Here is a 24,940-nt window from a genome sequence, read left to right as displayed (position 1 = left end):
AGTTACTACTTAGGTCCCTCTAAATTTAGCTGAGGGGCCTTTTAATTTTCAAGGATTTCCGTGAGAAATGTTGAACTTCTCCTTAACAAGGAATACAACGGAGGAGATCTCATGAAACTAGCCCGGGAGCAAGCGATGAGGCTTAGCAAGAATGAGCTCGTTGAGATGGTTTTTGGCTTACTGGCCATCGTGGAGCAGCAGGCCGCTCATATCAAGCAGTTAGAGCAACGTGTCCATGAATTGGAGCGTCAGTTGGGTCAGAATAGCAGCAACAGCAGCAAACCTCCCTCCAGCGACGGTCTGCGCAAACCGACGAACTTACGCCAAGCCGGTGGGAAAAAAGGAGCACCGAAAGGGCACCGCGGTCATACCCTCCGCTTCAGCGCGAACCCGAATGAAATCGTCGTACACTCGCTTGAAGCCTGCTCCCGCTGCTCGTCTCCTCTTTCGGGAAGCGGGTATGAAGTGCGGCAAGTGTTCGATCTTCCGGCACCGCGCGTCCATGTCATCGAGCATCGCGCCGAGAAGGCTTGTTGCGCGACGTGCGGATTGGAGCAGCGCGCTGTATTTCCCGCCGAGGTGACTGCTCCTGTCCAATACGGTCATGGCTTCGTCGCTTTGACCACCTATCTGCATGCGTATCAAATGCTCCCACTGGAGCGAATCGGGGCTCTGTTTGAGGACCTGACTGGCCTGCGTCCAAGCGAGGCGACTCTGCTGTCCATGCTGGGGCAGATGAACCGGCAGTTGGCGAAGCCGGAACAGGACATTCGAACGGCGTTGTTCAACAAGCCGCTGGTTTACGCGGACGAGACGGGGGTTCGCGTCATGGGAAAACTGCGCTGGCTGCACGTCGTGTCCGATTCGGAATGGACCTGGCTGGCCCCTCATGACCAGCGCGGAAGTCAAGCCATGAATGAGCTGGGCCAGTTGCCTTTTTATCTGGGAATCGTCGTTCATGACTGCCTGTCGAGCTATTTCAAGGACGACTATGCGTTCATGCATGTGCTGTGCAATGCCCATCTGCTGCGCGAGTGCAAAGGCATTGTCGAGCAGGATCGGCACGCTTGGGCGGCAGGCATGATGGACCTTCTGCAGGAAGCGTGGCAGGTGACGAAGGAGTGCCGCCAGCGTGAAGAGGCCATTCCGGCAGAGGTCATCGAAGCCATCGAAGCGCATTACGATGCGATTCTCGAAGACGGCCAAGCGGAATGGGCGAAAGCTCCGGTCGAGAAGTGGGGCACTCGAGGCCGCAAAGCGAAGAGCAAAGCCGCCAACTTGGGTGAACGACTAGCTAAGCATAAACCGGCCATTCTCCGGTTTCTTCGAGATGCCAAGGTTCCATTTGACAACAATCAGGCGGAGAGAGACTTACGCATGGTGAAGGTCAAACAGAAGGTTTCCGGGAGTTTTCGAACGACGGAAGGCGCCAAGCAATTCGCTCGGATGCGCAGTGTCATTTCGACGATCATAAAGCAGAAGCTGGAGCTGCTCCCTTCGCTCGTTTCAGCGCTGTCGGGGAAACTGAGGCTTAGCTAGACCTAAGTAGTAACTTTTATTCTCGTGTAAGGTTGTGAATATTTATTCAATGGAGGGATTACTTTTTATTTATTTTTGATTTAATCATTTATTATTCCAAAAATCAGTAAGGAGTGAAATTGTACAATGAAAAAAATGATCCCTGCTCTTCTAGGTGGCGTAATGCTTTTATCCTCTGCATCCCAAATTCAAGCGGAGGGGCCTACGCTCAGCGTCGTAACAGACAACCAACTGACTCCACAATTCATCGAAGTAACGGACGGCAAAATCACCCCAGGAACCTCGGAAGAAAAAGTATGGACATTTTTGAGAAGCCAGCAATCCAAGCTGGGTATTTCCGTAAATGAATTAAAGTCAGCTATCCGTATTAAAAGCAAAGAACTCGATGCAGCTTCTGGAATTGAGCATTTCCGCATGCAGCAATATGTAAACGGAATTCCAGTGTACGGAGGCGACCAAACGATTCACCTTGATAAATCCGGCAAGGTTACTTCCTTCCTTGGGGGAGTATTGCCAACTCAGGACAATAAGGCTTTGTCTGCAGCTGCAGCCGTGACTCCTACCCTTACCGCATCCGATGCCTTTGAAATAGCAGCAGCCGAAGCAACTTCCCGGATCGGCGAGCTGGGGGCGCAGGAGTTGGCGTTGGAAACAAAATTGTTTGTCTACCCTGAGAGCTCGAGCTATCGTCTCGTCTACGAAACGGAAGTGAATGTGCTTGAACCACAACCGCTTCGTACACGCTACCTTGTCGACGCCACTACTGGGGAAATCGTCCTTCAGTATGAGATGCTGAATAACGCCACAGGAACAGGAACTGGTGTAGCTGGAGACACAAAAAGCTTCCAGACCAATCAATCTGGAAGCACTTACCAGCTTGTAGATACGACCCGTGGCAAAGGAATCAATACTTATACGGCCAACTATCGCACCTCTGGGCTTCCTGGCACGTTGCTGACCGACAGCGACAACGTATGGACAGATAAAGCCGCAGTTGATGCTCATGCGAATGCGGCGGCTGTGTATGATTTCTTCAGAACTAAGTTTGGCCGCAATAGCTTGGACGGCAAGGGAATGCAAATCCGTTCTTCAGTTCATTACGGCTCCAACTATAACAATGCTGGCTGGAACGGAGTTCAAATTATGTACGGCGATGGAGATGGAAATACCTTCAGAGCCCTTTCCGGCGACCTTGACGTCGTTGGACATGAACTGTCCCATGGAGTTATCACTTATACCGCCAATCTTCAATATGTCAATGAATCCGGCGCACTGAATGAGTCTTATGCCGATGTACTCGGCAACTCCGTTCAAGCTAAGAACTGGCTGCTCGGTGACGACGTGTACACGCCAGGAGTTGCTGGTGATGCCTTGCGCTCCCTGGCCAATCCGACGCTGTACAACCAACCAGATAACTATGCAAACCGCTATATCGGCTCTCAGGATAATGGGGGCGTCCATATCAACAGCGGCATCACGAACAAAGCGTTTTACCTGCTCGCTCAAGGCGGCTCCCAAAATGGCGTTGCGGTAACCGGTATCGGCCGCGATGCAGCCGTAAACATTTTCTATAACACTCTGGTTTACTACCTGACTTCCACTTCGAACTTCGTTGCAGCGAAAAACGCTACCATTCAAGCGACCAAGGACATTTACGGAACAAGTTCTCCCTACGTCACTTCGGTTACGAACGCGTTTAAGGCGGTAGGCCTGTCCTAATCCAACAATAATGCCGGTGAGCCCTTGGCTCCCGGCATTTTGTTATTGCCCCCGCTCCTCTGCCGACTCATTTGTGCCAACCCGCAGTCGTTCTTCCATTGCCTCCAACTGCTTCAGAATTTCACGGCTCACCTTCAGTTGTTCCCGCTGGGCCGCTCTCATTTCCGCACTATTCGCTTCAAGCTTAAGCAGCACAATAACAACGACTGCGATAGTGATTGCAAAATAAATTAGCAGCAACTATTCCCCCTCACTCGATTATCGTGGTTGAAACATCGAATTTGGTGCCAATAATAGTCTTAAATGAACCTAGCAAAGGGGATATTACCATGTAATTCCAGAACGAAACAACAGTTTCATTAAATAAACTACCCGTTCGTATCATCGACACGATTGGAGGATTATTTAGAGGATGATTCGCAGGAAAAATGCTACTGCAACGTCCTCAAGAAGGTTAGTTATCACCAATGCGTGAATTTTAAAGATACTGACCCGCTCTGCGGGTACTGGTATTCGAAAAAAGCCACAGAGGCGCTGGATGAAATCCCGCAGCCGCTGTGGCTTTAGCGAACTCGCTCTATTTGCCAGTCATGAGCATTATTTAATCCGCATTCTGTGCGCTTCCATTTTATAATGCAGAGATTGGTCTGTTTTCAGCAAGTCGAACTTGCCCAAATCCTGATTCTCAGGCGCTTGTCCGATACCTACCTTACCAAGCGGCATCCGCCCGCCCTTGTAATAATTCTTCACCGCAAAGCGCACGCTTGGCATGTCACCTGCAGGATCGTTGATGGAGAGAGCAAGCGTATAAGTGCCTTTTTTCAGTCCTGCCGGAAGAGTAAAGGTATTGTAGATGCTTATTTTCTTCGGTTGGATTTCATAACTCTTAGTTGCAGAGTTCCATTTGTCTCCTGGCAGCCAGTTACGGACATCGACATTATTAAATCCGCTTCTCCAAGCTACCGAGCGATCCGGATTAAGAAGCGCAGCTTCCACCTTCCACTTATAGTAGAGCGGTGCAGAACCAACGTTGGTGACGTCAAAACCTGCATAAAGCTTGCCGCCCGGCTTCGTCTGTGCTGTGAAGTTTGCCTGGTTGATAACAAAACGGTAACCGAGCGTTTTTTGCATTTCAGTCGCACCGACCGCTGTTTTTGGATCATTTTGATCATACTCCGAGATCCAGCCCAAGCTGGACGTATGGGTTTTACGAATCCAGTCGTTCAAATAAGCCGTATTTGACGGGCTTTGCAGACTCTCATCGGGACTATTGCCGATATTGCTCAGGTCGCCCCAATTGTAGGCAACCTCACCGCCATTTACTGCCGTTTTCCAGTTGTTATTGGCGATGATTCCATCACCGGATTCATGATCCTCTGGCAGGCCGAAGGAGTCCCACAAGTAACCAAAATTGTATTCCTTGAACGTTTCCGGATAGCGGACCTGCACCTTTTTATTTTTAAATGCTTTGACCACTGCGTCGCCAAGCGCCTTTTGGAACTCAGCCGGAATGCGATCGCCGCCGCCTGGCATTTCTACCGGATAAATATGATGCTCACCCCAGTTGCCCCACAGTCCAAGCTCAATATAAGCGACGCGGGAATCATAATCCCAAGCCTGTCCAAGCTTGGCGATGAAATCAGTGAGACGCTGCTTTATCTGCGGTGTCAACCAGCGGGCAGCTTCTGCTTCAGGCGTGCTTTTATCATGTGGAATATCATTCGGCCAGTATTCGCCTACATCCGGGTAAACGATAAATACCCTTGGAATGACCTTGATGTTTTTCTTTTCGATCCCAGCCCAAGTTTTGTTGCTCCACAGCTTGATTTTCTCAACCGAGTCTGCAGCATTAGTTTCTAGATCGGAGTACTTAATGTACTGCTTGTACACGGTCCCATATTCATGATCGACGAAAGATGGATCATCAACGTACCTAGATGGACGGAATCCGATAAACGGATTTTTGAACGCTTCTTCCGTCTCAGCAGGCTTCACGTTGATCGTTTGGCTTTGCGCACTTATAGGTGCAATCAGCACGTTTTTTCCCGAAACGACTGACGTTAGCAAAACTGCTGATGCCGCAGTTATTGCAATTTTAGATACCATTATTTTCAATAAATACATCCCCTTTATTTCTATAACACTTATTTATCCACTGCGTATAAGAATAATTATCAGAATGGAATTCATATTCTGATGCATGGAAAAACTTATTGCAGCGCCGTATTATACAATACCATAGCTCGTATTTATTAGCCCAACAGAGAAATATTTACTAAACGTTAAAATAGGCTTGTTTTTCTTTTTCCTACGTGATTACGGTTGATCTGTAGGTAATTATGGTAATAATAACTATACCCGTCTGCAAAGGAGCTTCTGCCATGACCAACATGCAAGAACCGATGCCTGCATCGGACAAGCTTCCTGCCCGCTCCGTGGATGCGATCGAAGAGCTGAGCGGCACTCATCCCGGCAAACGCCGGGCGCATGCCCGAGGCATTTGCGCCAAAGGCGTGTTCACCCCTTCCGGCCAAGCGGCTCGATTGACTTTCGCTGCACATCTGCAGCAGACGCCTTGCGAAGCGATTATTCGCTTCTCCAACAGCGCGGCCGACCCGGCTTCGCGGGATTTAATGTCCCCGGCCAAGGGAATGGCCTTACAATTTCAACTGCCCGACGGGCAGGGTGCACGGGGTGTAGAGAGCGTACAGGGCGAAAAGCCTGTAATATCAGCTGTCACTGCACCTGTTTTTGTAGCGCGGACACCGGAATCCTTCCTCGAAATGATGCTTGCCGCGAGGGACATGACCCGCCGTGGCGATTCCATTAAGGACAGGCTAAAGGGCATGCTGCAGCTGTTTCCCCATGCCGCTGAAGCGCTGACGTCTATATCATCGCTCAAGCCGCCCGCCAGCTTCGCTTCCGTGCCTTACTATTCCATCCATGCTTTTTACTTTGTGGATGAGAATGGACGCCGACGTCCGGTAAAATACGAGTGGATTCCGGATGCTGAAGAGGCTCATTTGCCGCTGATTAAGGCGGCCGTCAGCTCTAAAGATTACCTTGAGGATGAGCTGCGCGATCGTCTCGGCACTTCTCCGATTGGCTTCACGCTCCGGCTGACGCTGGGCGAGGAATGGGACCCCGTCGACGATTGCACTGCACGTTGGCCAAGTAACCGCGAGACGCTCGAAGCCGGGCATCTGTTTATTGTTGAGCTGATCGAGGAGCCGGACGGACTAGTCATGGACCCGACCGTCACAGGCCCGGGCATCGAACTTACTCCTGATCCGATTCTAAACTTCCGCCATGACGCCTATGCGGTCAGTTTTGAACGGAGACAGAAGGGCATCTGAATCGACTAATTGAACCAGCTATAGTGCATAATGGCCGAGCTGAGGGGCGCTTGAGTTTTGCTATAGCATGGATGAATGGTCACGCTGTGGCTCGATGAGCTTTGCTCTAACATGGTTGAATGGTCACGCTGTGGCTTTCTACGTTTCGCTAGTGTATGAATTAAAGCACCTCCATGCGTAAAGGACCTGAGAAGCCTTATTCCAGCAAAATCGATGGTTTTCGAGGTGTAACGGATCTGAGAGACGCTATAGAGGGGATTTCCTGGTAATATCATCATTTCTGACCCAAATAACGCTTCTCAGGTCCACTAGCTGATTCGAACCCTGTGTTTGAGCAGGAATAAACTCTCTCAGGTACGTTAGCTAATGCGTGAATGATCGAGCTGCTGTGCGATGAGTTTAGTTAGTGTTGAAAGCGATGCGATAGGAGCTTACAAACAAACGGGAGGAAGCTGAGCTTGGCTCAGTCTCCTCCCGTCTTGCTGATGTAACTTAATTTTCAATCAATTCCATAATCTACCCCTTGTGTCAGCCAATAATGGCAAGGCTAGATTTTATTTTTGGACTGAAAGGCGGCTCCGATAGCCACTCCGATGGCGATTCCAATGCCGACTCCCAATGCAATATTGTCCATTACCACACCGATTGATATTCCGACCGCGGTACCAATGCTCATCCAGAGAGCGAGATGATTCGTACTTTTCGTTTTGTTGTCTTCTGGAGGGGTATTGCTGTCCTGACTATTGTTTTCCAATTCAATCCTCCCCTTTCAAATTAATAAAAAACGTTATTAATCGTCGAAAGGTTGCGGAGTATTATGGATCGTTGGCTAGCAAGCATTAGCAAGCGTTGGCGGGCAACAATAGGAAGCGCGTTATCAGCGCTGACGCTATGCCCTAGGGAATACGCTATTCGTATTTCAAGCCCCACTGAGAGCGAATGGCATCAAGCGTAGCCATAATATCAACCGTTTCGTCCATCGGCATTGTGTCGCTGATCATTCGCCCTTCGCGGATGGCCGTCATGCACTCCATCGCCTCGTAGACGTAACCATGAAATTCCCGTTCATCCGTAACGATGACGGGCTCTTGGCCTTGTACATGCAGTTCTGCACGGTTGGACCATAGGAAGCCGGGAACGCGGATTTTGCCCTTCGTGCCGTAGATCCAGGCCTCGTTCTCCATGAGCAGTTGGATCGCTCCATGCAGCGAAGCTGTTCTTCCTCCTTCGTACTCGAACAGCAAAGAGAACTGCTCATCCACACCTGTCTTCCCGATGTTGACGACGCTCTGAATCCGGGTCGGCTGTTCACCGAACACAAAGGAAGCGAAGGAAACCGGATAAATACCAGCGTCGAGCAACGTGCCGCCTCCCAGCTCCTTTTTTAGCAGGCGATGCTCTGGATTCCATCCAAAATCAAAGCCGAATTCAGCCTTCAGCAACTTGACCTCGCCGATGAGGCCTTCGTCCAGCCATTGTCTTACTTTGCGGATTGGCGGCAGGAAACGTGTCCACATCGCCTCCATTACGAATACCCCTTTGGCTGCGGCAGCTGCTGCAACTTCACGGGCCTCCTCGGCATCCATCGTGAACGGCTTTTCACATAACACATGTTTGCCTCCGGCGATGCAATCCAGCATATTTTGCTTGTGCGCAGGATGGATCGTCCCGATATACACGATGTCTACATCCAAATCAGCAGCTAGCTCTGCAGCGCTTCCATAACTGCGTGGAATTCCATGCTTGTCGGCAAAAGCCTTCGTTTTATCCGCATTGCGTCCGGTAACAGCCATTAAACTCGCACCAGGGACATGTTTAAGATCGTTTGCGAAGCTATCTGAAATTCCTCCGGGACCTACGATCCCCCAACGAATATCACGTTCTTTGTCGCCCATTATGAACCGCCTCCTGTCGCGTACAGCAGATCAGCATTCCTTCAATGCGCAAATAGCCAATTCTGCCTTCTAAAAAACCCTATTCGCGGAACGGACAGGAATTCCTGCCTGCTGGGCTCGTCATTCCTTGCTCAAATGCCGACTTTCGAGTTCGGAATTCCATATTTGTAATTCCGAATTCCATATTCATAGTTCTGAATTTCGAGTTCCAAATTTCAAATTAAAGATGTCGCATCACGATCTGCTCCACATGCTCCAAATGAGCGTCCATCTCAGCAGCAGCCAGCTCAGCGTCTCCTCGTTCCACGGCTTGCAAAATAAGCTCATGAGCATCAGCTAGCTGGCCGGCTACCTCGCGGCTTGAATACAGCTCGGCCCGCCGAACCGCACGAATCGTGCGCTCGATTGGCGCCATCAGCGACTCGTAAAGCTGGACCATCATGCGATTATGAGTCGCGTGAGCCAGCGCCAAATGGAATTCCATATCAAAGCGCTCACCGGCGAGATCATCGCCGAGCGTCAGCCGCATGCCGTCCGACAGCTCATGCAGCCGAGCGAGATCCGCATCGCTGCGCTTATGCGCGGCTAGCGCAACGTTAGCCAGCTCCAGAGAGCGGCGCGCCTCGAGCAGCTCCAGCAGTTCCTCGCGGCTAGCTTGCGCAGCGGCGAGCAGCGGCGGTACACCCGCCGGAAGACGCTCCGCTAGCGGGCGTACGACACTGCCTCCGCCCTGGCGGATGTCGATGTAGCCCATCGCCTTCAGGGCGCTCAGCGCCTCACGCATCGTGGAGCGGCCGACGCCGAAGCGCTCCGACAGCTCACGCGCTGAAGGCAGCTTCTCGCCTGCAGCGACGCTGCCCTCGTCGATCAGACGGCGCAGTTGCTCCGCAATCGCCTCATAATGATTTTGCTTGCTTAGCGGTTTGACCTCCACAGCCCAATGCCCCCTTTGCCCTCATCCTACCCGATGAGTAGAGCGTATACAATACCAGGCCCATGAACCCCAATTGTCAGGTCGTTCTCGATGTCCGCGGAGCGGCTCGGGCCGGATATAAAATGAATGCCCGCCGGCAGTGCCGCCCGGCCCGCTTCATCTAACGGCTGCAAAACTTCCCCGAGCCGCGTCTTCAGCCGATCGCGCGGGATGATCACGAACAGCGCCGTCGGCAGCAGACTGACGCTGCGGCCCTTGTAAGCTGCGGACTTTACGACGACAGAGGCGGTATAAGCGACGGCATGATCGGCAAGCACCACACCAAAGTCAGCCTCCGCGGCGTGGGCAAGCCAGCGCTCGCGGTTGTTCGCGGACGCTTGGACCGCATCTAGCCGGTCGGCTTCAGTCCCAGCGCTTGCAGATGCTTGAGCCGCATCTAGCCGCTCAACTTCAGTCCCAGCGCTTGCAGATGCTTGAGCCGCATCTAGCCGCTCAGCTTCAGTCCCAGCGCTTGCGGATGCTTGAACCGCATTTAGCCGCTCAGCCTCATTTACCGCGCTTGTGCCCGACTCAGCGCCGCCCATAGCCGCTTGCCCTGCAAAGGCATCGCGGTTCCAGACACGTACCTGCTGCTCCGGCAGCGCCGCCTCCAGCCCCAGCGCCGCAAGCTCCGGCTGGTCCTGACGCAGCACTCGCTGCGCCTTCATATCGCGGGCTTTCGCGGCAATGAACTGACCTGCCGCCGCCAAGTCCGGCAGTTGCTCCACATGGCCGCCAGCCGCCGTAAAATACTGCCGGAACCGCTCTGCCCGCTCTTCCGCGCTCCATTCGAAGTTACGCCACAGATCTGGCGCACCACGATGCGGCTGCTCCGGCTTCGCCACCTGGCGAGGCCGCCCGAGCTTGGCCGCAATGCTATCCATGAACGTCCCCTGACGTTCCATGGATTTTTGCTCCAGCTCCTGTAGCCACAGGCGACGCTGATCCGCTCTTCCCTCTGCTTGCAAATTAATGTCTGTCGTTCCCTCAGTCTTCCTGTTAATGTCCGCCATCTCCCTTCCGCTGCGCGGCCTCGCGGCTCTCACGCGCTTTCTCCTCCATACGGCGCTTCATCGCCGGGTTCATCTCCCTCAGCCCGGCCGACAGTTCCTCCTCCAGCGTTGCCCAGCGCTCGCGGAAAGGCTGCTCTGCAAGAGTTGGCGTAACACGGTATGTGTTCCAGCCTTTGAGCGGGCCGATACGTGTAGAAATGACGCCTTTCCGGGCGATCAGCCGCTGGCCGATCCGGCCCATCTTTAGGGCGACTCCCATCAGTTTTGCGTTACCGGCGACGGTAGAGAACCCTTTCATGCCGATTGTCTCCAGCGGGTTACCGCGCCCTGCCTCGACTTTGCGTCGACGCAGCGAAACAAGCATGTCATGCAGCGGGATTTTAACCGGACAAGCTTCATAACAGGCGCCGCAAAGACTCGAAGCGCTGGCAATGTCATCCCACTCGGCGACGTTGCTTTTGAGAGCCGGTGTGAGCACGGCCCCAATTGGGCCGCTGTAAGTGCCGCCATAGGCGTGTCCTCCGATATGCCGGTACACCGGGCAGGCATTCAAACAAGCGCCGCAACGGATGCAGTTGAGCAACTCCTGGAATTCCGGGTCGCCGAGCTGATTGGAGCGGCCATTGTCGAGGATGATAATATGCATTTCTTCTGGCCCGTCGGCATCGCTTTCGCGGCGTGGGCCAGAAATGCCCGACATATATACGGTCAACCGCTGGCCGGTAGCCGAGCGCGGCAGCAGCGTGGCCATGACCTCAAGATCCTCCCAGGAAGGAATGATCCGTTCCATTCCCATGAGTGTAATTTGCGTTTTCGGCACGGTCGTGACCATGCGGGCGTTGCCTTCATTTTCAAACAACACCATCGAACCCGTCTCCGCTATCGCGAAGTTGCAGCCCGTCATCCCAATATCCGCTTCCAAAAACTTCTCACGCAACTTGCGCCGCACATAACCCGCCAAAATCGTCGTGTCGGGAGACAGTGTTTCGCCAGCGTCAGCGGAGAGCAACTCTGCGATCTGGTAGCGATTTTTGTGGATTGCAGGAATGATGATATGCGAAGGAGTCTCGCCAGCAAGCTGGATGATGTACTCGCCAAGATCAGTCTCAATTGCCTCAACATCGATCGATTCCAGCGCGTGATTGAGATGCAGCTCCTCCGTCACCATTGACTTGGATTTCACGACCGTGCGTGCGCCAACCGACTCCGCGATTGCAAGGGACAGTGAGACAGCTTCTTCCGCCGTAGCGGCAAAATGCACATGAACCCCGTTCAACCGAGCATTGTCGGCAAATAGATTCAAGTAATAATCCAGATGCGCAATTGTGTGCAGCCGGATCTGCCGCCCCTGCTCACGCCAAATATCCCAGTTGCCATGGGACTCGGAAGCTTCTAACTTCCCGTTACGCAGCCGTTCTGTCGTGAACTTAACCGCTTTGCGCAGGAACTCATCGTTCAGCGCCAGTCCCGCCCGCTCGCGGACTGTGTCGGGCTGGGCCGACGGACGCGGATGCGCGGAAGCTTTGCGAACCTTTTCGCCGCTTCGCCCATGCTCCGCCACGCCTGTGCCGGTGCCAGCCGCGATGTCATCTCCGGCAAGAAAATCCGTAATCTGCCGGCCGGCCGCTCGGTCTAACGACTCAGCAGTAGTCGATGCTGGGGCATTCGTCCCCTTTTGCTCCGTGCGCACGCTCATCCGACCTTCACTCCTTCCTCAAGCAGCTCCGCCAAATGCATCACTCGTACCGGCTCGCCGCGTCGACGCAAATTACCCGCGATATTCATCAGGCAAGCCATGTCCAGGCCGACCAGCACTTCGGCTTCGGTCTCCTTAATATGGTCGGCCTTCTCCGTGACCATCGCACCGGATATATCCGCCATTTTGACAGCAAACGTACCGCCGAAGCCGCAACAATCATCCGCAAACGGCAGCGGAACGAGCTGGAGTCCCTCCACTCCGCGCAGCAGTTGCATCGGCTCTTCCTTAATACCGAGCAGACGGCTTCCGTGGCAGGAAGGATGGTAGGTCACTTTATGCGGAAAATGCGCCCCCAAATCCGTTACACCAAGCACCTGAACGAGGAACTGGGTGAATTCGTATGTCTTCGCTTGCAGCTCCCGCGCCTGACGTTGCAGCTCCGGCTCATCCTTGAATAACTCCTCGTAATGATGGATCATGTACGTGCATGAACCTGAAGGAGAAACGACAAAATCACTGTCTTGGAAGGCGCTCAGAATCGTCCGGGCCGTTTTGCGGGCATCGTCCCAATAACCGCTGTTGTAAGCAGGCTGGCCGCAGCAGGTTTGCACTTTAGGAAATTCCAGCCGCACGCCTTGGCGAGCCAGAATTCGTGCCATTGCTTCCCCGACACGCGGGTAAATCGCATCGCTCAAACAGGTGATAAACACGGATACTTTCATGAATGCACCTCTTTATAATTTATCAGGTTGTCAGACAAGTTGAGTTGATTACATCCAGTATACTTCAGCTTTCTTCACCTGAACAGAGGGGAAACGGCCACTCGCAGCAAAAAAAGATGGGCCCGCATTGTCTGCAACCCCATCCCAGTATTCGACTAGCTTAAGCTCTCACTTATCGCTAATTCTCAAGCCCCGCGTCTGCGCGACCATACGGCCCGAATCCCAAGCCGGAACAGTAGATAGATCGCGCTCGCAGCCACCCACTGTAGGACATTCATCCACCATCCGGGTTTCCGGCCAAACTCAACCCGACTCTCCACGTTCACCGATCCCGTATATCCTTCTGTGATTTCAGGGACGCTCAGAATAGTCAGCAGCATACCGCCGAGCACGCTGAAGATGAGCCACAACAGCAAACCGGCCGCCATAGACTCGATAATAAGACGAAGCTTCATCCTATCGACGCCTTCCTTTCATCTCTATCATTTTCTAAAGTATTCCATATTAGTAAGTAGTCTATCATAGAGCTTCAAAGCTGAATAGGGCTCAATAGGCTAGTTCAAATTAGAAGCCCGAGCCTTTCGGCCAACAGGATGGTACAATGACAGACGTTGCATTAAGTGAAGAAAGGCGTGTGCGCTTCATCAATGTCCTCCAAACTTACCTTGCGCTTGCTTGGCGTCGCAGCTACAGCCATCGTCGCTTACGCGCTCTATAAAAATTACGTGCTTGATCCGCAAGCCGCCAGTTTCTTGAGTCGAAAGCCGGATTCCGCCCAGCCGAACAGCGAGCCAGTGTGGCTCGCCGTGCTGTACGTTCATATCACTGCCGCTTGCCTGGCAACGCTATGCGGCCTGCTTGGTTTCTCTCCCCGCAGCCGCCGCTCCGGACGCGCAGGAAAAGTTCATCGCTGGAACGGCTATATTTATTTTGCCAGTGTGTTCATCATCTGCCTGACCTCCGGCTACATGGCCCCATATGCTACTGGCGGCAAATGGACAAGCGTACCGTTCAATCTGCTGAGCATCCTGTGGCCGGCGATTACAGTGCTCGCAATCCGCAGCGCAAGGCAGCGCCGGTTCTCCGATCATAAACGCGGCATGATCCGGAGTTATGCTTTTTGCTTCAATAATTTGACTCTGCATATGTTCACCACGTTCTTTTATTCCGGGCTCGGGTTGGATTACGCGCTTGGTTATACGCTCGCTCTGTATACGAACATTGCTTTCCTATTGATTGCCGGCGAGGCAGCTATCCGACTACTGAAGCTGCCTAAAGACAGCCCTATACAGCAGGCCGGCTGACTTCATCTTCAGTAGCCACCCCGCTTTCAAGAAGCTGCTCTGCCGTTCCAGCCGAGCAGACTCAAATACTAAGAGAAACCCTGCCGTCTTGAAACATGACGAGAGTTTCTCAATTCACGAAGAAGCGCCGACATCGCTGTCGGCGCTTCTTCTCTTCAAGGGCAGGCTTAGGACTGGCCTTTCAGTTAGCTAGCTTTTCATCCGCGGATCAAGCACATCGCGCAGTCCGTCGCCCATCAGGTTGAAGCCGAGTACGGTCAGCATAATCGACAGGCCGGGGAACAGCACCGTCCACGGCGCCTTCTGAATGAACTGACGTGAGTCGGATAGCATTTTGCCCCATTCCGGCTCCGGCGGCAAGGCACCGAGGCCCAAGAAGCCGAGTGCCGCTGCTTCAATAATAGCCGTGGCAATGCCGAGAGTACCCTGCACGATAATAGGTCCGAGACAGTTCGGCAGGATGTGATGCAGCAGGATGCGGGAATTCTTCATGCCGAGCGAGCGCGCGGCTGTGATGTACTCCTCCTCCCGCAGGCTGAGCACCTTGGCCCGGACGAGCCGACCGAACACCGGCACATTGACGATCGCGATTGCGATCAGTGCATTTTGCAGCGATGGCCCGAGAGCAGCTACGATGGCGATTGCCAGCAGAACACCCGGAAACGCGAGCAGAATATCGAACAGACGCGAGATGATCGTATCAACCCACTTACCGTAGTAACCGGCCACAATACCCAGCAGCGTACCGACAGCAATGGAACCGAGCACAGAGCTGAATCCAACCCACAATGAGATGCGAGTACCATACACGATCCTGGAGAAAATATCTCGACCAAGATCATCGGTTCCGAACCAATGCTCGCCGTTTGGTGCTTTCAGCCGATCCATCAGATCCTGTTCCTTGTAATCGAACGGAGCGAGCCACGGAGCGCATGCGGCAATCAGGATGAAAAACACGATAATACCAAGCCCAATCATTGCCAGGCGATTTCGACGGAAGCCGCGCCAGGCGTCGCTCCATGGAGAAGATACCTCGGCATGCGATGGTGGCGGAACAGACATTTGGACAGCCGGTTGAGACACGGGTACCCCTCCTACTTGTAGCTGATTCTCGGATCGACCGCGGCGTACAGCAGATCAACCAGCAGATTGATAAGAACGAATATTAACGCAATGATCAGAATGCCGGATTGAATGACTGGATAGTCACGCGCGCTGATAGCGTCGAATATGTATCTTCCGATGCCAGGCCAAGCGAAAATCGTCTCTGTCAGCACCGCGCCGCCAAGCAGCAGGCCGAATTGCAGGCCAATGACGGTCAACACAGGGATGAAAGCATTCCGCAACGCATGTTTGTAAATGACGCCTAACTGCGAAATACCTTTGGCCTTGGCCGTACGAATATAGTCCGAGCGAAGTACGTCGAGCATGCTGGAACGCGTCATCCGCGCAATGATTGCCATTGGAATCGTACCCAGAGCGATACTCGGCAAAATGAGATGTTTCAGCACCGTCCAGAATTGATCCCAGCGTCCAGCCAGCAGCGTATCAATCAGATACAAGCCTGTGACAGAATCCACCGGATCGCGCGGGTTCATTCGACCGATCGAGGGCAGCCATTTGAGCTCAAGCGCGAACAACCACTGCTCCATTAACCCAAGCCAGAAGATCGGCATCGACACTCCGATGAGCGCGATCAGCATGCTTGTGTAGTCGAACCAGGAATTCTGCTTCCAGGCGCTGAAAATGCCGGCATTCACACCGACGACAACAGCAAAGATCATGCTAAAGGCGGTTAGCTCAAGCGTAGCGGCGAGATAGGGAACAATTTCCTCTGCAATCGATTCCCGGGTACGGATGGAATTGCCCAAATCCCCGGTCAGCAGCTTGGCGAGATAGTCACCGTATTGTACATAAAGCGGCTGGTCCAGCTTGAGCTGCTCACGAAGTGCTTGCTTGGATTCATTGCTCGCCTTCTCCCCCAGAATGACATCTGCCGGATCGCCGGGAATAGCATGGATGATGGAGAACACGATCAGCGTCATGCCCAACAGCACCGGAATTAGCATCAGCAGGCGGCGTATCGTATAGTTCAGCATGTTGGTCGCTCCTTGCGGTCAGCATCGCTTCAAGAAGAGAAGACGGCAGGAATGATCCTGACGTCTTCCGAGCTTCTGAGGCTGCTACTCAAAATAAACTTCGCTATACGGTTCCGATCCCGTCGGGGAAAGCACATAACCTTTGATATTGGCCTTGCCTGCGAGCAGCGGCGTGGAGTGAACGAGCGGAATCCACGGTGCATCCGCCTTGATTAGTACTTGAGCTTGTTTGTACAGCTCCTCGCGCTTAGCTGGATCCGTCTCGGATTGTCCCTGACTGAGCAGCTTGTTCACTTCTTCATTGGAATACTGGGCGTAGTTATTGCTGCCGATTGCGTCCTTATGCAGCAGTGTGAACAGGAAGTTATCAGGGTCTCCGTTGTCGCCCGTCCAGCCGATCATGAACAGATCTTCCTTCTCTCCTGTTTTCAGATCGCTGAGATAGGTCGCCCATTCCGGCGATTCAATCTTCGTCTTCACGCCGATTTTGGCAAAGTCAGCCTGAATCGCTTCGGCAACTTTTTTACCGTCAGGCATATACGGACGAGCTACCGGCATCGCATAAAAAACCATCTCTTCTGGCAGACCGTTCGGGTAACCGGCATCGGCCAGCAGTTTTTTCGCTTTTTCTAGATCGTACGGATAATCTTGTACGTCCTTGTTGTAACCAAGCGTGCTTGGCGGCATCGGATTGATGGCTGGCTCGGCCAAGCCTCCATAGAATGCTTGAATGATGCCTGCTTTATTGACAGCGTGGCTCAGTGCGACGCGCACCTTTGGATCATCAAACGGTTTCTTTTTCACGTTGAAGCCAACATAACCGATGTTGAAGGAAGGACGAACAATCTTCTGCAGCTCGGCATTGCTCTCCAGCGCGGCCAGATCGTCTGGATTCACGCCTTCCATCAAATCGATCTCGCCATTCTGCAACGCTGTGAAGCGCGCCGTGTTCTCCGGAATGACGGTAATAATAACGCGGTTCAGCTTGGGCAGTCCCTGTTTCCAATAATTAGGGTTTTTCTCGATCGTAATGGACTCGTTACGCTTCCATTCTTTGAAGGTGAAAGGACCTGTGCCGACCGGCTCGCTCTTGAACTTGTCCTTTTTCTCCTCAATCGCTTTAGGCGAGGCGATACCGAAGGATGGCATGGCGATGTTCTGTAAAAACGGCGCTTGGCGCTTGTTCAGCACGATCTGCACCGTTGCAGGATCAACAGCTTTGACCTCCTTGATGACGCGGGAGCCATCCGGACCGAACATCGAATCGTAGTAGTCGAAGGAGTCTCCCTCAAACTTGTACGGGCCCGCTGGATCAAACCAGCGGTTAAAGTTGAATACGACTGCATCGGCGTTGAAGTCGGTGCCGTCATGGAACTTGACGCCTTGACGCAGCTTGAACGTGTAGGTCAAGCCATCCTCGGATACCTCATAGCTCTCGGCGAGAGCCGGCTGGATCTCCGTGGAGTCCGCTTTGTAAGTCAGTAATCCTTCGAAAATCTGCTCCGTAACTTTGATGGACTCGCCATCGGTTACGATAGCTGGATCAAGCGAGGCGGCATCGCCACCGCGCGCCACGATCAGCGTGTCTTGGGAACCTGCTCCACCCGTGGACGGAGCCGGGCTAGTAGACGGGGCTTTGCTTGGAGCCGGCGTGCCCTTGTTGGCAGCAGGCGAATTATTGCCGCTACAGCCGGTGAAGACGAGTACGGAAGCGAGCAGCAGCGCTGCTCCAGATTGCCATTTCCTCAATTTCTTTACCTCCCCTTAATAACAACCCTAAATTTAAAAAGCTATATTGCTGCAATCCCACTCCGCAATCAGCTCTAGGAGTAGAGATGACAAGCCGTCTGATGGCCTTGCGATACCGACTTCAGCACAGGACGTTCCTGCCGACAAATGTCCATCGCCTGGGGACAGCGCGTATGAAACACACAACCTGCGGGAGCATTCGCCGGACTCGGCACCTCGCCTTGTAAAATGATCCGCTCCGAAACGGCGCCCGGGTTCGGACTCGGCACCGAGGACAGTAGCGCTTGCGTGTAGGGGTGTTTTGGTTGCCCGTACAGGGAGCGCTTGTCTCCCAGCTCCACAATCCGGCCCAAATACATGACCGCCACACGCTCGCAGAAATGCTTCACCACACTCAGATCATGCGCGATGAACACATAGGTCAGCCCCATCTGCTCACGCAGATCCTGCATAAGGTTCAGAATCTGCGACTGAATGGATACGTCTAGCGCAGAGACGGGCTCGTCCGCCACGATCAGCTTGGGCTCAAGCATCAGTGCACGGGCAATCGCGATCCGCTGCCTTTGGCCGCCAGAGAACTGATGAGGATAACGTTCCAGCTGCCACGCGCTCAGCCCAACCGTTTCCAAAACTTTGGCGACTCGCTCTCGGCGCTGGGCCGCTTTACCTATGCCGTGCACGATGAGCGGTTCCTCCAGAATTTTGGAGATCCGATGGCGCGGGTTGAGCGAAGCGAACGGATCTTGGAAAATCATCTGCATGTCTCGCCGCAGCGTTCTGAGGCTGCCGCTCTCCATGCCGGTAATATCCTTTCCGTCGAAGCGGACCTTGCCAGCAGTCGGCTCGATCAGCCGTAACAGCGAGCGGCCGGTTGTTGACTTGCCGCAGCCGCTCTCCCCTACAATGCCGAATGACTCCCCACGGCGGACCTGGAAGCTGACGCCGTCCACCGCCTTTACCTGCCCCGACTCACGCTGCATGACGCCACTGCGGATAGGGAAGTACGTGCATAACTCCTCCACTTCAAGCAGTGTTTCTTGTTTGTCTTGCAGGATTGATGCGCTCAATTCGCCACCTCCTGCGTTGTGTTCAGCCAGCAGCGCGACCGATGCGCCGGATTCGCCCCCGAAATCAGCTCAGGAAGCTTACTTTTGCAAATGTCCATCACATGCTCGCAACGGGGGGCAAATCGGCAGCCCTCGGTAATCGAGCCGGGTTTCGGCACCTGACCTGGGATGGAGTAGAGCCTGCTCTGCTCCTCGTCCATTTTAGGGATCGAGCGAATTAGCCCTTGCGTATAGGGATGGCGGGGATTCGCGAAAATATCACGCACTGCGCCTTCCTCGACCACCTTGCCGGCATACATGACAACAACCCTTTCACATATCTCAGCGACAACGCCGAGGTCATGGGTAATCATCATGATGGCCGTCCCCATATCGCGATTCAGCTTTTTCATCAAATCAAGAATCTGCGCCTGAATTGTCACGTCCAGAGCAGTCGTCGGCTCATCAGCGATGAGTAACTCGGGCTCGCAGCAAAGCGCGATAGCGATCATGACCCGCTGACGCATTCCGCCGGACAGCTGATGCGGATAGGAACGAACGATGCTTTCGGCGCGTGCGATACCGACCTTTTTGAGCATTTCTATGGCGCGGTTGGTCGCGTCCTTCTTGCCGATTGGCATATGTACCCGCAGCGTCTCGATAATCTGTTCCCCAATCGTGAGCAACGGATTGAGCGAGGTCATTGGCTCCTGGAAAATCATTGATATTTCATTGCCGCGAATCTGCTTCATCCTTTTTTCACGAGCTTTGATTAGCTCCTCGCCCTTGAAACGAATCTCCCCGCCGGCATATTTGCCAGGTGGCTGTGGCAGAAGCCGCATGACCGAGAGAGAGGTGACGCTCTTGCCGCAGCCAGACTCTCCGACCACGCCGACGATTTCTCCCTTGCGGATGATCAGATCCACCCCGTCCACGGCTGGAATTACTCCACGCTCCGTTACAAAATGGGTGTGCAGGTTGTGAATCTCAAGCAAGTTGGAACCCATATACGCGCCCCTTTTCACTTTAGTTCATTGACGCATTATTATTAAAACGCGTTAACGGGATTACTTTTTGTGGTAAAAATCAGCTTTCTAGATTAAAAGTCGAAATGTTCCGTCAACTGAATGTATATCAGTAGATAAGTAAGGTTTATTAACACTGATTGTAAACCGAAAATATGGTTTTCGTAAATATTAAATAAATATTAGAAATAGTTTATATTTATTCATATATTAAGTTGAGATTCGCTTTTAATGTGTAAAATTATAGCAATTCAAGGGACTTAAGGATCAAATTCAGCCGAGATAATGTAGGTAATATGACATTGATAAAACGCTTTCAAAATCATTTTCATACATGTTTCTGGATTTAACCCTGTAATGTGGGATAAAAAAATTAAAAAATGCTTCAAAATGAATTGTTTTTTTGAGTGTAGAAACTAAAAAACGCAGGACCCGCTGAGAAACTCGGCGAGCCCTGCTATTTATGCCAAACCAAAATGGATCAAGCTACCTTGTGTTTGTGAGGGAATAAGCTCTCTCAGAACCGTTAGCTTGTACTTGAATGGACTAGCTGCGCTTCCGGGTTCCTAGAACCTTGTTGTCTAGCTACCTATACCTTGAAATGCGAAACCTTTTCCACCAGATTGGCGGTGCTCGCCTTGATCTCATACATCTGCGCAACGATGCCGTTTGAGCGGTCGCTCATCCCTTCGGACTTGTCGGCGATGTTTTCTGCTCCCTCTGCTCCTTCCGAGGTCGCAATCGTCGTTTCGCTGATGGCATTCAGCATATTCTGAATTGAAGCCAGCAGTTGCTGTGATGTCGCGCTGAAATCGGTGACCAGCTCTTCAACATCTCTGGCATCCTCGCTGTAACGTACTCCGGTTTGCAGCATGTCTTCGTAATCCGGCAGCACCTTTTGCTCCATAAAGGTCAATATATTCTCAGACGCAGACACCAACTCTTTCACCGCCGAGCTTACGCTTGCTGTCACCTGCTGAATCTCCGACACGGATTGGCGCGAATGCTCCGCTAGCTTGCGAATCTCCCCTGCAACAACCGCAAAGCCCCGTCCTGCATCACCGGCGCGCGCCGCTTCAATCGAAGCATTGAGCGACAACAGATTGGTCTGAGCCGCAATTTCCAAAATAGATTTAGCCAACTGGTCGATCTGGCGGATGGCTTCCGATTGTTCAATTGCCCCGCGCAGCCGCTCACCGGCCGCTCCATACATATGTTCCGCTTCTTCACGAGATTGAAGCGCCTCTTCCTTCAATTGCAAAGCTCGGCCGTTGATTCGCACGACAGACTCCGCGCCCTCCTGGGCTTTGCGTGCCATGCTTTCTACGGCGGTTTCAATCTCAATCGTAGAGGCGTTCATCTCCTCCATCGAAGCGGCGGTCTGCTCAAGACCTGCCGAAAGCTGTTCGGTTGTCGCCGAGACGTCGCCGATACTCTCGTCCAGCCCGGCTGCGTTTCGTTCCGTTTGGTCGATTGCTTCCGAGATGCTGTGCGAGCTATCGGTAATGTCCCCGATCAGTCGCTGCTGAGAGGCAATGAGTTCATTGAACCCTTTTATCAGGATGACCATCTCTCCAGTTGCCTTGATGTCTACTCGGGCGGTCAAATCCCCCTCCATTGCCTTCTGGAAGGCCGCGGTCAGCACAGGGAACGGCTTCAGTAACGCCTCGGTAATAAAGTACAGAATGGCTGAGAGCAGCAAGATGAATGCAACAATGGAACTCACGAAAATAAGCTCGAAGCTGCGAAGCTCCTGCTCCGCAACGGACGCCGGAACGACAAGCCCAATTGCCCACTGCCCGTTCAACACTTCGTCGTAGGAGGCGTATTGCAGCTTGCCATCGAGATCCGACTTTAGGACACCTGACTCGCCTTGCGACATACTTTTAGCAATCCTATTCCAGCCTCCGCCGAGTTCGGTAACTTTCTTCTTCATCCTGTAATCGTCATTAGGATGGTAGATGATCAAGCCCGAGCGATCAGTCAAGACAGCATATCCGCTGCCCTGGTAGTTGAACGATCCTAACAGCTTTTCAATCCGGTCGATGGCAATATCGACAAGTGCGACTCCAAGGGTTTTCCCGGCCTTATTTTTAATCGGGGTGCTGACCGTGACGACAAGCAAGCCCGTACTTGAATCCACATAAGGATCGCTGATGGTCATGCCATCATTTTTTATTGTGTTCACATACCAAGGACGCTGCTTCGTGTCATAACCGGATGGTAACTCAATCTCATCATGACTGAGCAGCCGGTTCACGTTGTCCAAGCCTATATATACACGGAGAAGATCGGGATTGTTCTCATGGATCAAAGCAAGCGTATCTACCATTTCACTGTAACCGGGCGTGACCTCAGCCGCTTCAGGAGTTTCTACACTTTGGATATAATTGCGAATGAACACATTTCTACTGATCAGCTCGACACTATCTTCCGCGGGTTTCAATAGTGAAGCCACACTGGTGGCAAGCTCCCTTTTCTCATAATAAAGCACCTGGTTCAAATTAGAGATAATCAACTTTTCTGCGTTGCGATAGATGACGAACGACACGGCCAAAAAAATTAGCACCGTAGCGGTGATAGCCCCCGTCAGGATCTTTCCTCTCAACCCCATATGGTGGAATCGGCTCTGTACCTTGCCTACAATTTTGCGAATCCATTGAACCATCTGTACCCCTCCAAAATAATCGACAATTATCATAGCTGTACGACATTATTCGGCATATAACGTGTTCAGCTTAAGGGGATTTCGTTTTGTCGATAAATTTCATCTCTGTGGTGAATGATGAAAAAAAGCCCATCTGTTGCATGTCGGCCGCATAGCGCCCACGAGCAAACAGATCGGCTTTCCACAAGATGCGCATAGCGAGGCTTCTTGAAGGAGTTAACCTTTAAATAAGCATGCGCTGTCGATTGCACTTAGAAGAATACCGTCTTTAATTGTTACATGGAAAATAGGCTGCGCCTGGATTAAAAGCTGCAGCCTCTTCCGAATGAGTAATGAACGTTACGAACCGAACGGCTTCCTTTAGCCATACATTCTGGAGTAGCCAGCTCGCAGCGTCTGATACGTTGCGTAGAGCTCCTTGTAGAGGGCGATAAAATCCGACGGAACTTTCCTAAGAGAATCCGCTTGTTTTTGCGTAACAACGACAGCTCCGTGCGGTACGAATCGATTAGGAGCAATGGTGACCCTTCGAACAGTCGAATTTGCGCCTATAAAACAGCCGTCCCCGATTATGGAGTTATACACATTGCCCCCGACCACGACGCCATCCCCGACTATGCTGGCTCCATTCACAAGGGCTCCAGTCGAAATGACCGTTTTTTTGCCAATGATAATGGAATAGCTTTTGTTTCCAATCGTGCGCTTACGTTCGCCGTTCAAAACCGCTCCTGTTACTATGGATGTGTTCGCACCGACAAAAATAGGGCCTCCTCTATCGGCCAGAATCGCAGCATGTTGGTCTACGAATACGTTCTTGCTAAGCGTGACATTCCCAACTACGCTCGTATAGGGGCTTAAAAATGCAGTTTTGCTAATTTTCGGATACGTTTGAACGGGCGTTAACGAAGTTTTAGGATTTTTGTTTATGAACCTCGTAAACACATTGACAGGCCCTAGCGGTTTCTTACTGGTTGAGTTCAACTTTCTGGAAAGATTATTCATAATCAAGCTCCTTTGACTGAACATTCCTTTTCAGTCATCACTATATGCAGGTTTTGCTAAATTGACCGCAAACGCTGGATTCGTTAGAATTCGAAAGACCTGATTTGTTGGGGCCTTCCAAGGTCAGCAGGATTCGTTTCATTCCCCGCCCCTCAATCCGTCCCCAATTATTACTCCTCCGATCTCTGTTGAGTCAGATCTTCTCATTTCACTTCACTAAGTCGAGCGAATGGTGGGGTTTTCGGTGATTGCCGAGATCGTTCGGGGACAAAATAAACGGGACGAAGCAGCCTTGCTCTGCTTCGTCCCGTTCTTCCCATATGTTAGACCACTATTACATTCAGCCCGGCTTCCCGCAGCGCGGTCGCGCTGTCTACCGGGAGCTGGTCATCCGTGATGAGCGTGCCGACCTGACTCAAGCTGCCGAAGCGCGTGAACGACTGCAGTCCGAGCTTGCTCGCATCGGCTAGAAGGAAAACCTCGTCCGCCATTTGCAGCATGCGCTGCTTGATTCGAGCTTGCAGCTCGTTCGACTCGCTCAGTCCCCGCTCCACATGCAATCCCTTGCAGGAGAGAAACGCCTTGTCGACATGATACTCCTCCAAGGAACGCTCCGCGGAAGGTCCGACGTAGCTGAGCGAGCCGCGCGAGAGCTGGCCTCCTGTAGAAATAACGTGGATCTGCTCCTTGGAAGCTAGCTCCAGCACTACTTTGGCGGAGTTCGTCAGCACCGTAAGCGGCATATCTGGCAGCTCGCGCGCCATATACCAAGCCGTGGAGCTTGCATCCAGCAGGATGCGCTCACGCGGACGCACGTTGCGCGCGGCTTCGGCCGCAATGCGCCGCTTCTGCGCCGCGAAGGTCACCTCCCGTTCCGCGAACGGAGTTTCCGGCTGCGTCTCCCGCACGCTCACCGCTCCACCATGGGAGCGGCGCAGCCGGCCCTCCTGCTCCAGTCGGTCCAGATCACGGCGGATCGTCTCCTCCGTCACTCGGCATAACTCGCTGAGCTCGGTAACCCGGATACTGCCGCGCTCGTTGACCAGCTGCACGATCTGCTCATAGCGCTCTGCCGCAAGCATGTTGCTCTCCTCCTTCTTGCCCTTGCAAACCCGTAACTGTCTTGCTCTC

General features: G+C 52.7%; 21 protein-coding genes. 4 read left to right on the top strand and 17 right to left on the bottom strand.

The window, feature by feature from the left end; translation table 11 throughout:
* The first annotated feature begins 111 nt into the window (after positions 1-111).
* Together tnpC and CGZ75_RS21485 are read left to right on the top strand one after the other, a co-directional pair.
* Positions 112-1,539 carry an IS66 family transposase gene (gene tnpC / locus CGZ75_RS21490; RefSeq protein WP_089526308.1) on the top strand — a complete coding sequence of 476 codons (1,428 nt, stop codon included), beginning with the start codon at positions 112-114 and terminating at the stop codon, positions 1,537-1,539.
* A 126-nt stretch (positions 1,540-1,665) separates the two neighbouring features.
* Complete coding sequence (locus tag CGZ75_RS21485) at positions 1,666-3,258, top strand: M4 family metallopeptidase (protein WP_089526307.1); 1,593 nt, start codon at positions 1,666-1,668, stop codon at positions 3,256-3,258.
* Positions 3,259-3,300: 42 nt separating this feature from the next.
* Here CGZ75_RS21485 and CGZ75_RS21480 read toward each other — a convergent pair whose 3' ends face one another.
* Both CGZ75_RS21480 and CGZ75_RS21475 read right to left on the bottom strand, forming a co-directional pair.
* Positions 3,301-3,498 carry a hypothetical protein gene (locus CGZ75_RS21480; protein WP_089526306.1) on the bottom strand — a complete coding sequence of 66 codons (198 nt, stop codon included), beginning with the start codon at positions 3,496-3,498 and terminating at the stop codon, positions 3,301-3,303.
* A 357-nt stretch (positions 3,499-3,855) separates the two neighbouring features.
* Positions 3,856-5,364, bottom strand: coding sequence for a DUF4832 domain-containing protein (locus tag CGZ75_RS21475; protein WP_245851070.1), 1,509 nt, complete (start codon positions 5,362-5,364; stop codon positions 3,856-3,858).
* A gap of 275 nt (positions 5,365-5,639) precedes the next feature.
* Between CGZ75_RS21475 and CGZ75_RS21470 the strand changes: the two genes are divergently transcribed.
* Positions 5,640-6,614, top strand: coding sequence for a catalase family peroxidase (locus tag CGZ75_RS21470; RefSeq protein WP_089526304.1), 975 nt, complete (start codon positions 5,640-5,642; stop codon positions 6,612-6,614).
* A 547-nt stretch (positions 6,615-7,161) separates the two neighbouring features.
* Here CGZ75_RS21470 and CGZ75_RS21465 read toward each other — a convergent pair.
* The 7 genes from CGZ75_RS21465 to CGZ75_RS21435 form a co-directional block, all read right to left on the bottom strand.
* Positions 7,162-7,368, bottom strand: a complete 207-nt coding sequence (locus CGZ75_RS21465) for a glycine zipper domain-containing protein (protein WP_089526303.1) — start codon at positions 7,366-7,368, stop codon at positions 7,162-7,164.
* A 154-nt stretch (positions 7,369-7,522) separates the two neighbouring features.
* On the bottom strand, positions 7,523-8,509 hold the full coding sequence (locus tag CGZ75_RS21460) for a Gfo/Idh/MocA family protein (protein ID WP_089526302.1): 987 nt from the start codon (positions 8,507-8,509) through the stop codon (positions 7,523-7,525).
* A gap of 220 nt (positions 8,510-8,729) precedes the next feature.
* Positions 8,730-9,443: a FadR/GntR family transcriptional regulator gene (locus CGZ75_RS21455; protein ID WP_089526301.1), complete on the bottom strand. Its 714-nt coding sequence runs from the start codon at positions 9,441-9,443 to the stop codon at positions 8,730-8,732.
* A 26-nt stretch (positions 9,444-9,469) separates the two neighbouring features.
* The gene (locus tag CGZ75_RS26590) at positions 9,470-10,366 is read right to left on the bottom strand and encodes a LutC/YkgG family protein (protein ID WP_089526546.1); all 897 of its coding nucleotides are present in this window, start codon (positions 10,364-10,366) and stop codon (positions 9,470-9,472) included.
* Positions 10,367-10,481: 115 nt separating this feature from the next.
* Positions 10,482-12,191: a LutB/LldF family L-lactate oxidation iron-sulfur protein gene (locus CGZ75_RS21445; protein ID WP_245851035.1), complete on the bottom strand. Its 1,710-nt coding sequence runs from the start codon at positions 12,189-12,191 to the stop codon at positions 10,482-10,484.
* The gene (locus tag CGZ75_RS21440; RefSeq protein WP_089526300.1) at positions 12,188-12,916 is read right to left on the bottom strand and encodes a (Fe-S)-binding protein; all 729 of its coding nucleotides are present in this window, start codon (positions 12,914-12,916) and stop codon (positions 12,188-12,190) included. Before CGZ75_RS21440 ends, CGZ75_RS21445 begins: the two co-directional genes overlap by 4 nt.
* Positions 12,917-13,101: 185 nt before the next feature.
* On the bottom strand, positions 13,102-13,371 hold the full coding sequence (locus tag CGZ75_RS21435) for a hypothetical protein (RefSeq protein ID WP_089526299.1): 270 nt from the start codon (positions 13,369-13,371) through the stop codon (positions 13,102-13,104).
* A 192-nt stretch (positions 13,372-13,563) separates the two neighbouring features.
* On the opposite strand from CGZ75_RS21435, the gene CGZ75_RS21430 reads away from it, so the two are divergent.
* On the top strand, positions 13,564-14,220 hold the full coding sequence (locus CGZ75_RS21430) for a DUF2306 domain-containing protein (RefSeq protein WP_089526298.1): 657 nt from the start codon (positions 13,564-13,566) through the stop codon (positions 14,218-14,220).
* A gap of 189 nt (positions 14,221-14,409) precedes the next feature.
* Here the strand turns inward: CGZ75_RS21430 and CGZ75_RS21425 are convergent, their stop codons facing one another.
* The 8 genes from CGZ75_RS21425 to CGZ75_RS21390 all read right to left on the bottom strand — a co-directional run bounded on the left by CGZ75_RS21425 (position 14,410) and on the right by CGZ75_RS21390 (position 24,891).
* Entirely contained in the window at positions 14,410-15,282 is an 873-nt protein-coding gene (locus tag CGZ75_RS21425; protein ID WP_089526544.1) for an ABC transporter permease, read from the bottom strand.
* Between the two features lie 32 nt (positions 15,283-15,314).
* Positions 15,315-16,319 (bottom strand): ABC transporter permease, encoded by a 1,005-nt coding sequence (locus CGZ75_RS21420; protein ID WP_089526297.1) that lies wholly within the window; start codon positions 16,317-16,319, stop codon positions 15,315-15,317.
* Between the two features lie 84 nt (positions 16,320-16,403).
* A complete protein-coding gene (locus tag CGZ75_RS21415) occupies positions 16,404-18,068 on the bottom strand; it encodes an ABC transporter substrate-binding protein (RefSeq protein ID WP_245851033.1) in 1,665 nt (554 codons plus the stop codon).
* 74 nt (positions 18,069-18,142) lie between these two features.
* The gene (locus CGZ75_RS21410; protein WP_245851031.1) at positions 18,143-19,135 is read right to left on the bottom strand and encodes an ABC transporter ATP-binding protein; all 993 of its coding nucleotides are present in this window, start codon (positions 19,133-19,135) and stop codon (positions 18,143-18,145) included.
* Positions 19,132-20,121 (bottom strand): ABC transporter ATP-binding protein, encoded by a 990-nt coding sequence (locus CGZ75_RS21405; RefSeq protein WP_089526296.1) that lies wholly within the window; start codon positions 20,119-20,121, stop codon positions 19,132-19,134. The genes CGZ75_RS21410 and CGZ75_RS21405 overlap by 4 nt, the downstream gene beginning before the upstream one ends.
* Before the next feature lie 607 nt (positions 20,122-20,728).
* Complete coding sequence (locus CGZ75_RS21400; protein WP_176444951.1) at positions 20,729-22,807, bottom strand: methyl-accepting chemotaxis protein; 2,079 nt, start codon at positions 22,805-22,807, stop codon at positions 20,729-20,731.
* 360 nt (positions 22,808-23,167) lie between these two features.
* Positions 23,168-23,809 (bottom strand): LbetaH domain-containing protein, encoded by a 642-nt coding sequence (locus CGZ75_RS21395; protein ID WP_089526294.1) that lies wholly within the window; start codon positions 23,807-23,809, stop codon positions 23,168-23,170.
* Positions 23,810-24,132: 323 nt separating this feature from the next.
* Positions 24,133-24,891: a DeoR/GlpR family DNA-binding transcription regulator gene (locus CGZ75_RS21390; RefSeq protein ID WP_089526293.1), complete on the bottom strand. Its 759-nt coding sequence runs from the start codon at positions 24,889-24,891 to the stop codon at positions 24,133-24,135.
* Positions 24,892-24,940 lie beyond the last annotated feature (49 nt).

This window comes from Paenibacillus herberti, from assembly GCF_002233675.1.
Classification (GTDB): Bacteria; Bacillota; Bacilli; order Paenibacillales; family Paenibacillaceae; genus Paenibacillus_O; species Paenibacillus_O herberti.
This window is presented reverse-complemented; position numbering and strand designations above follow the sequence as displayed.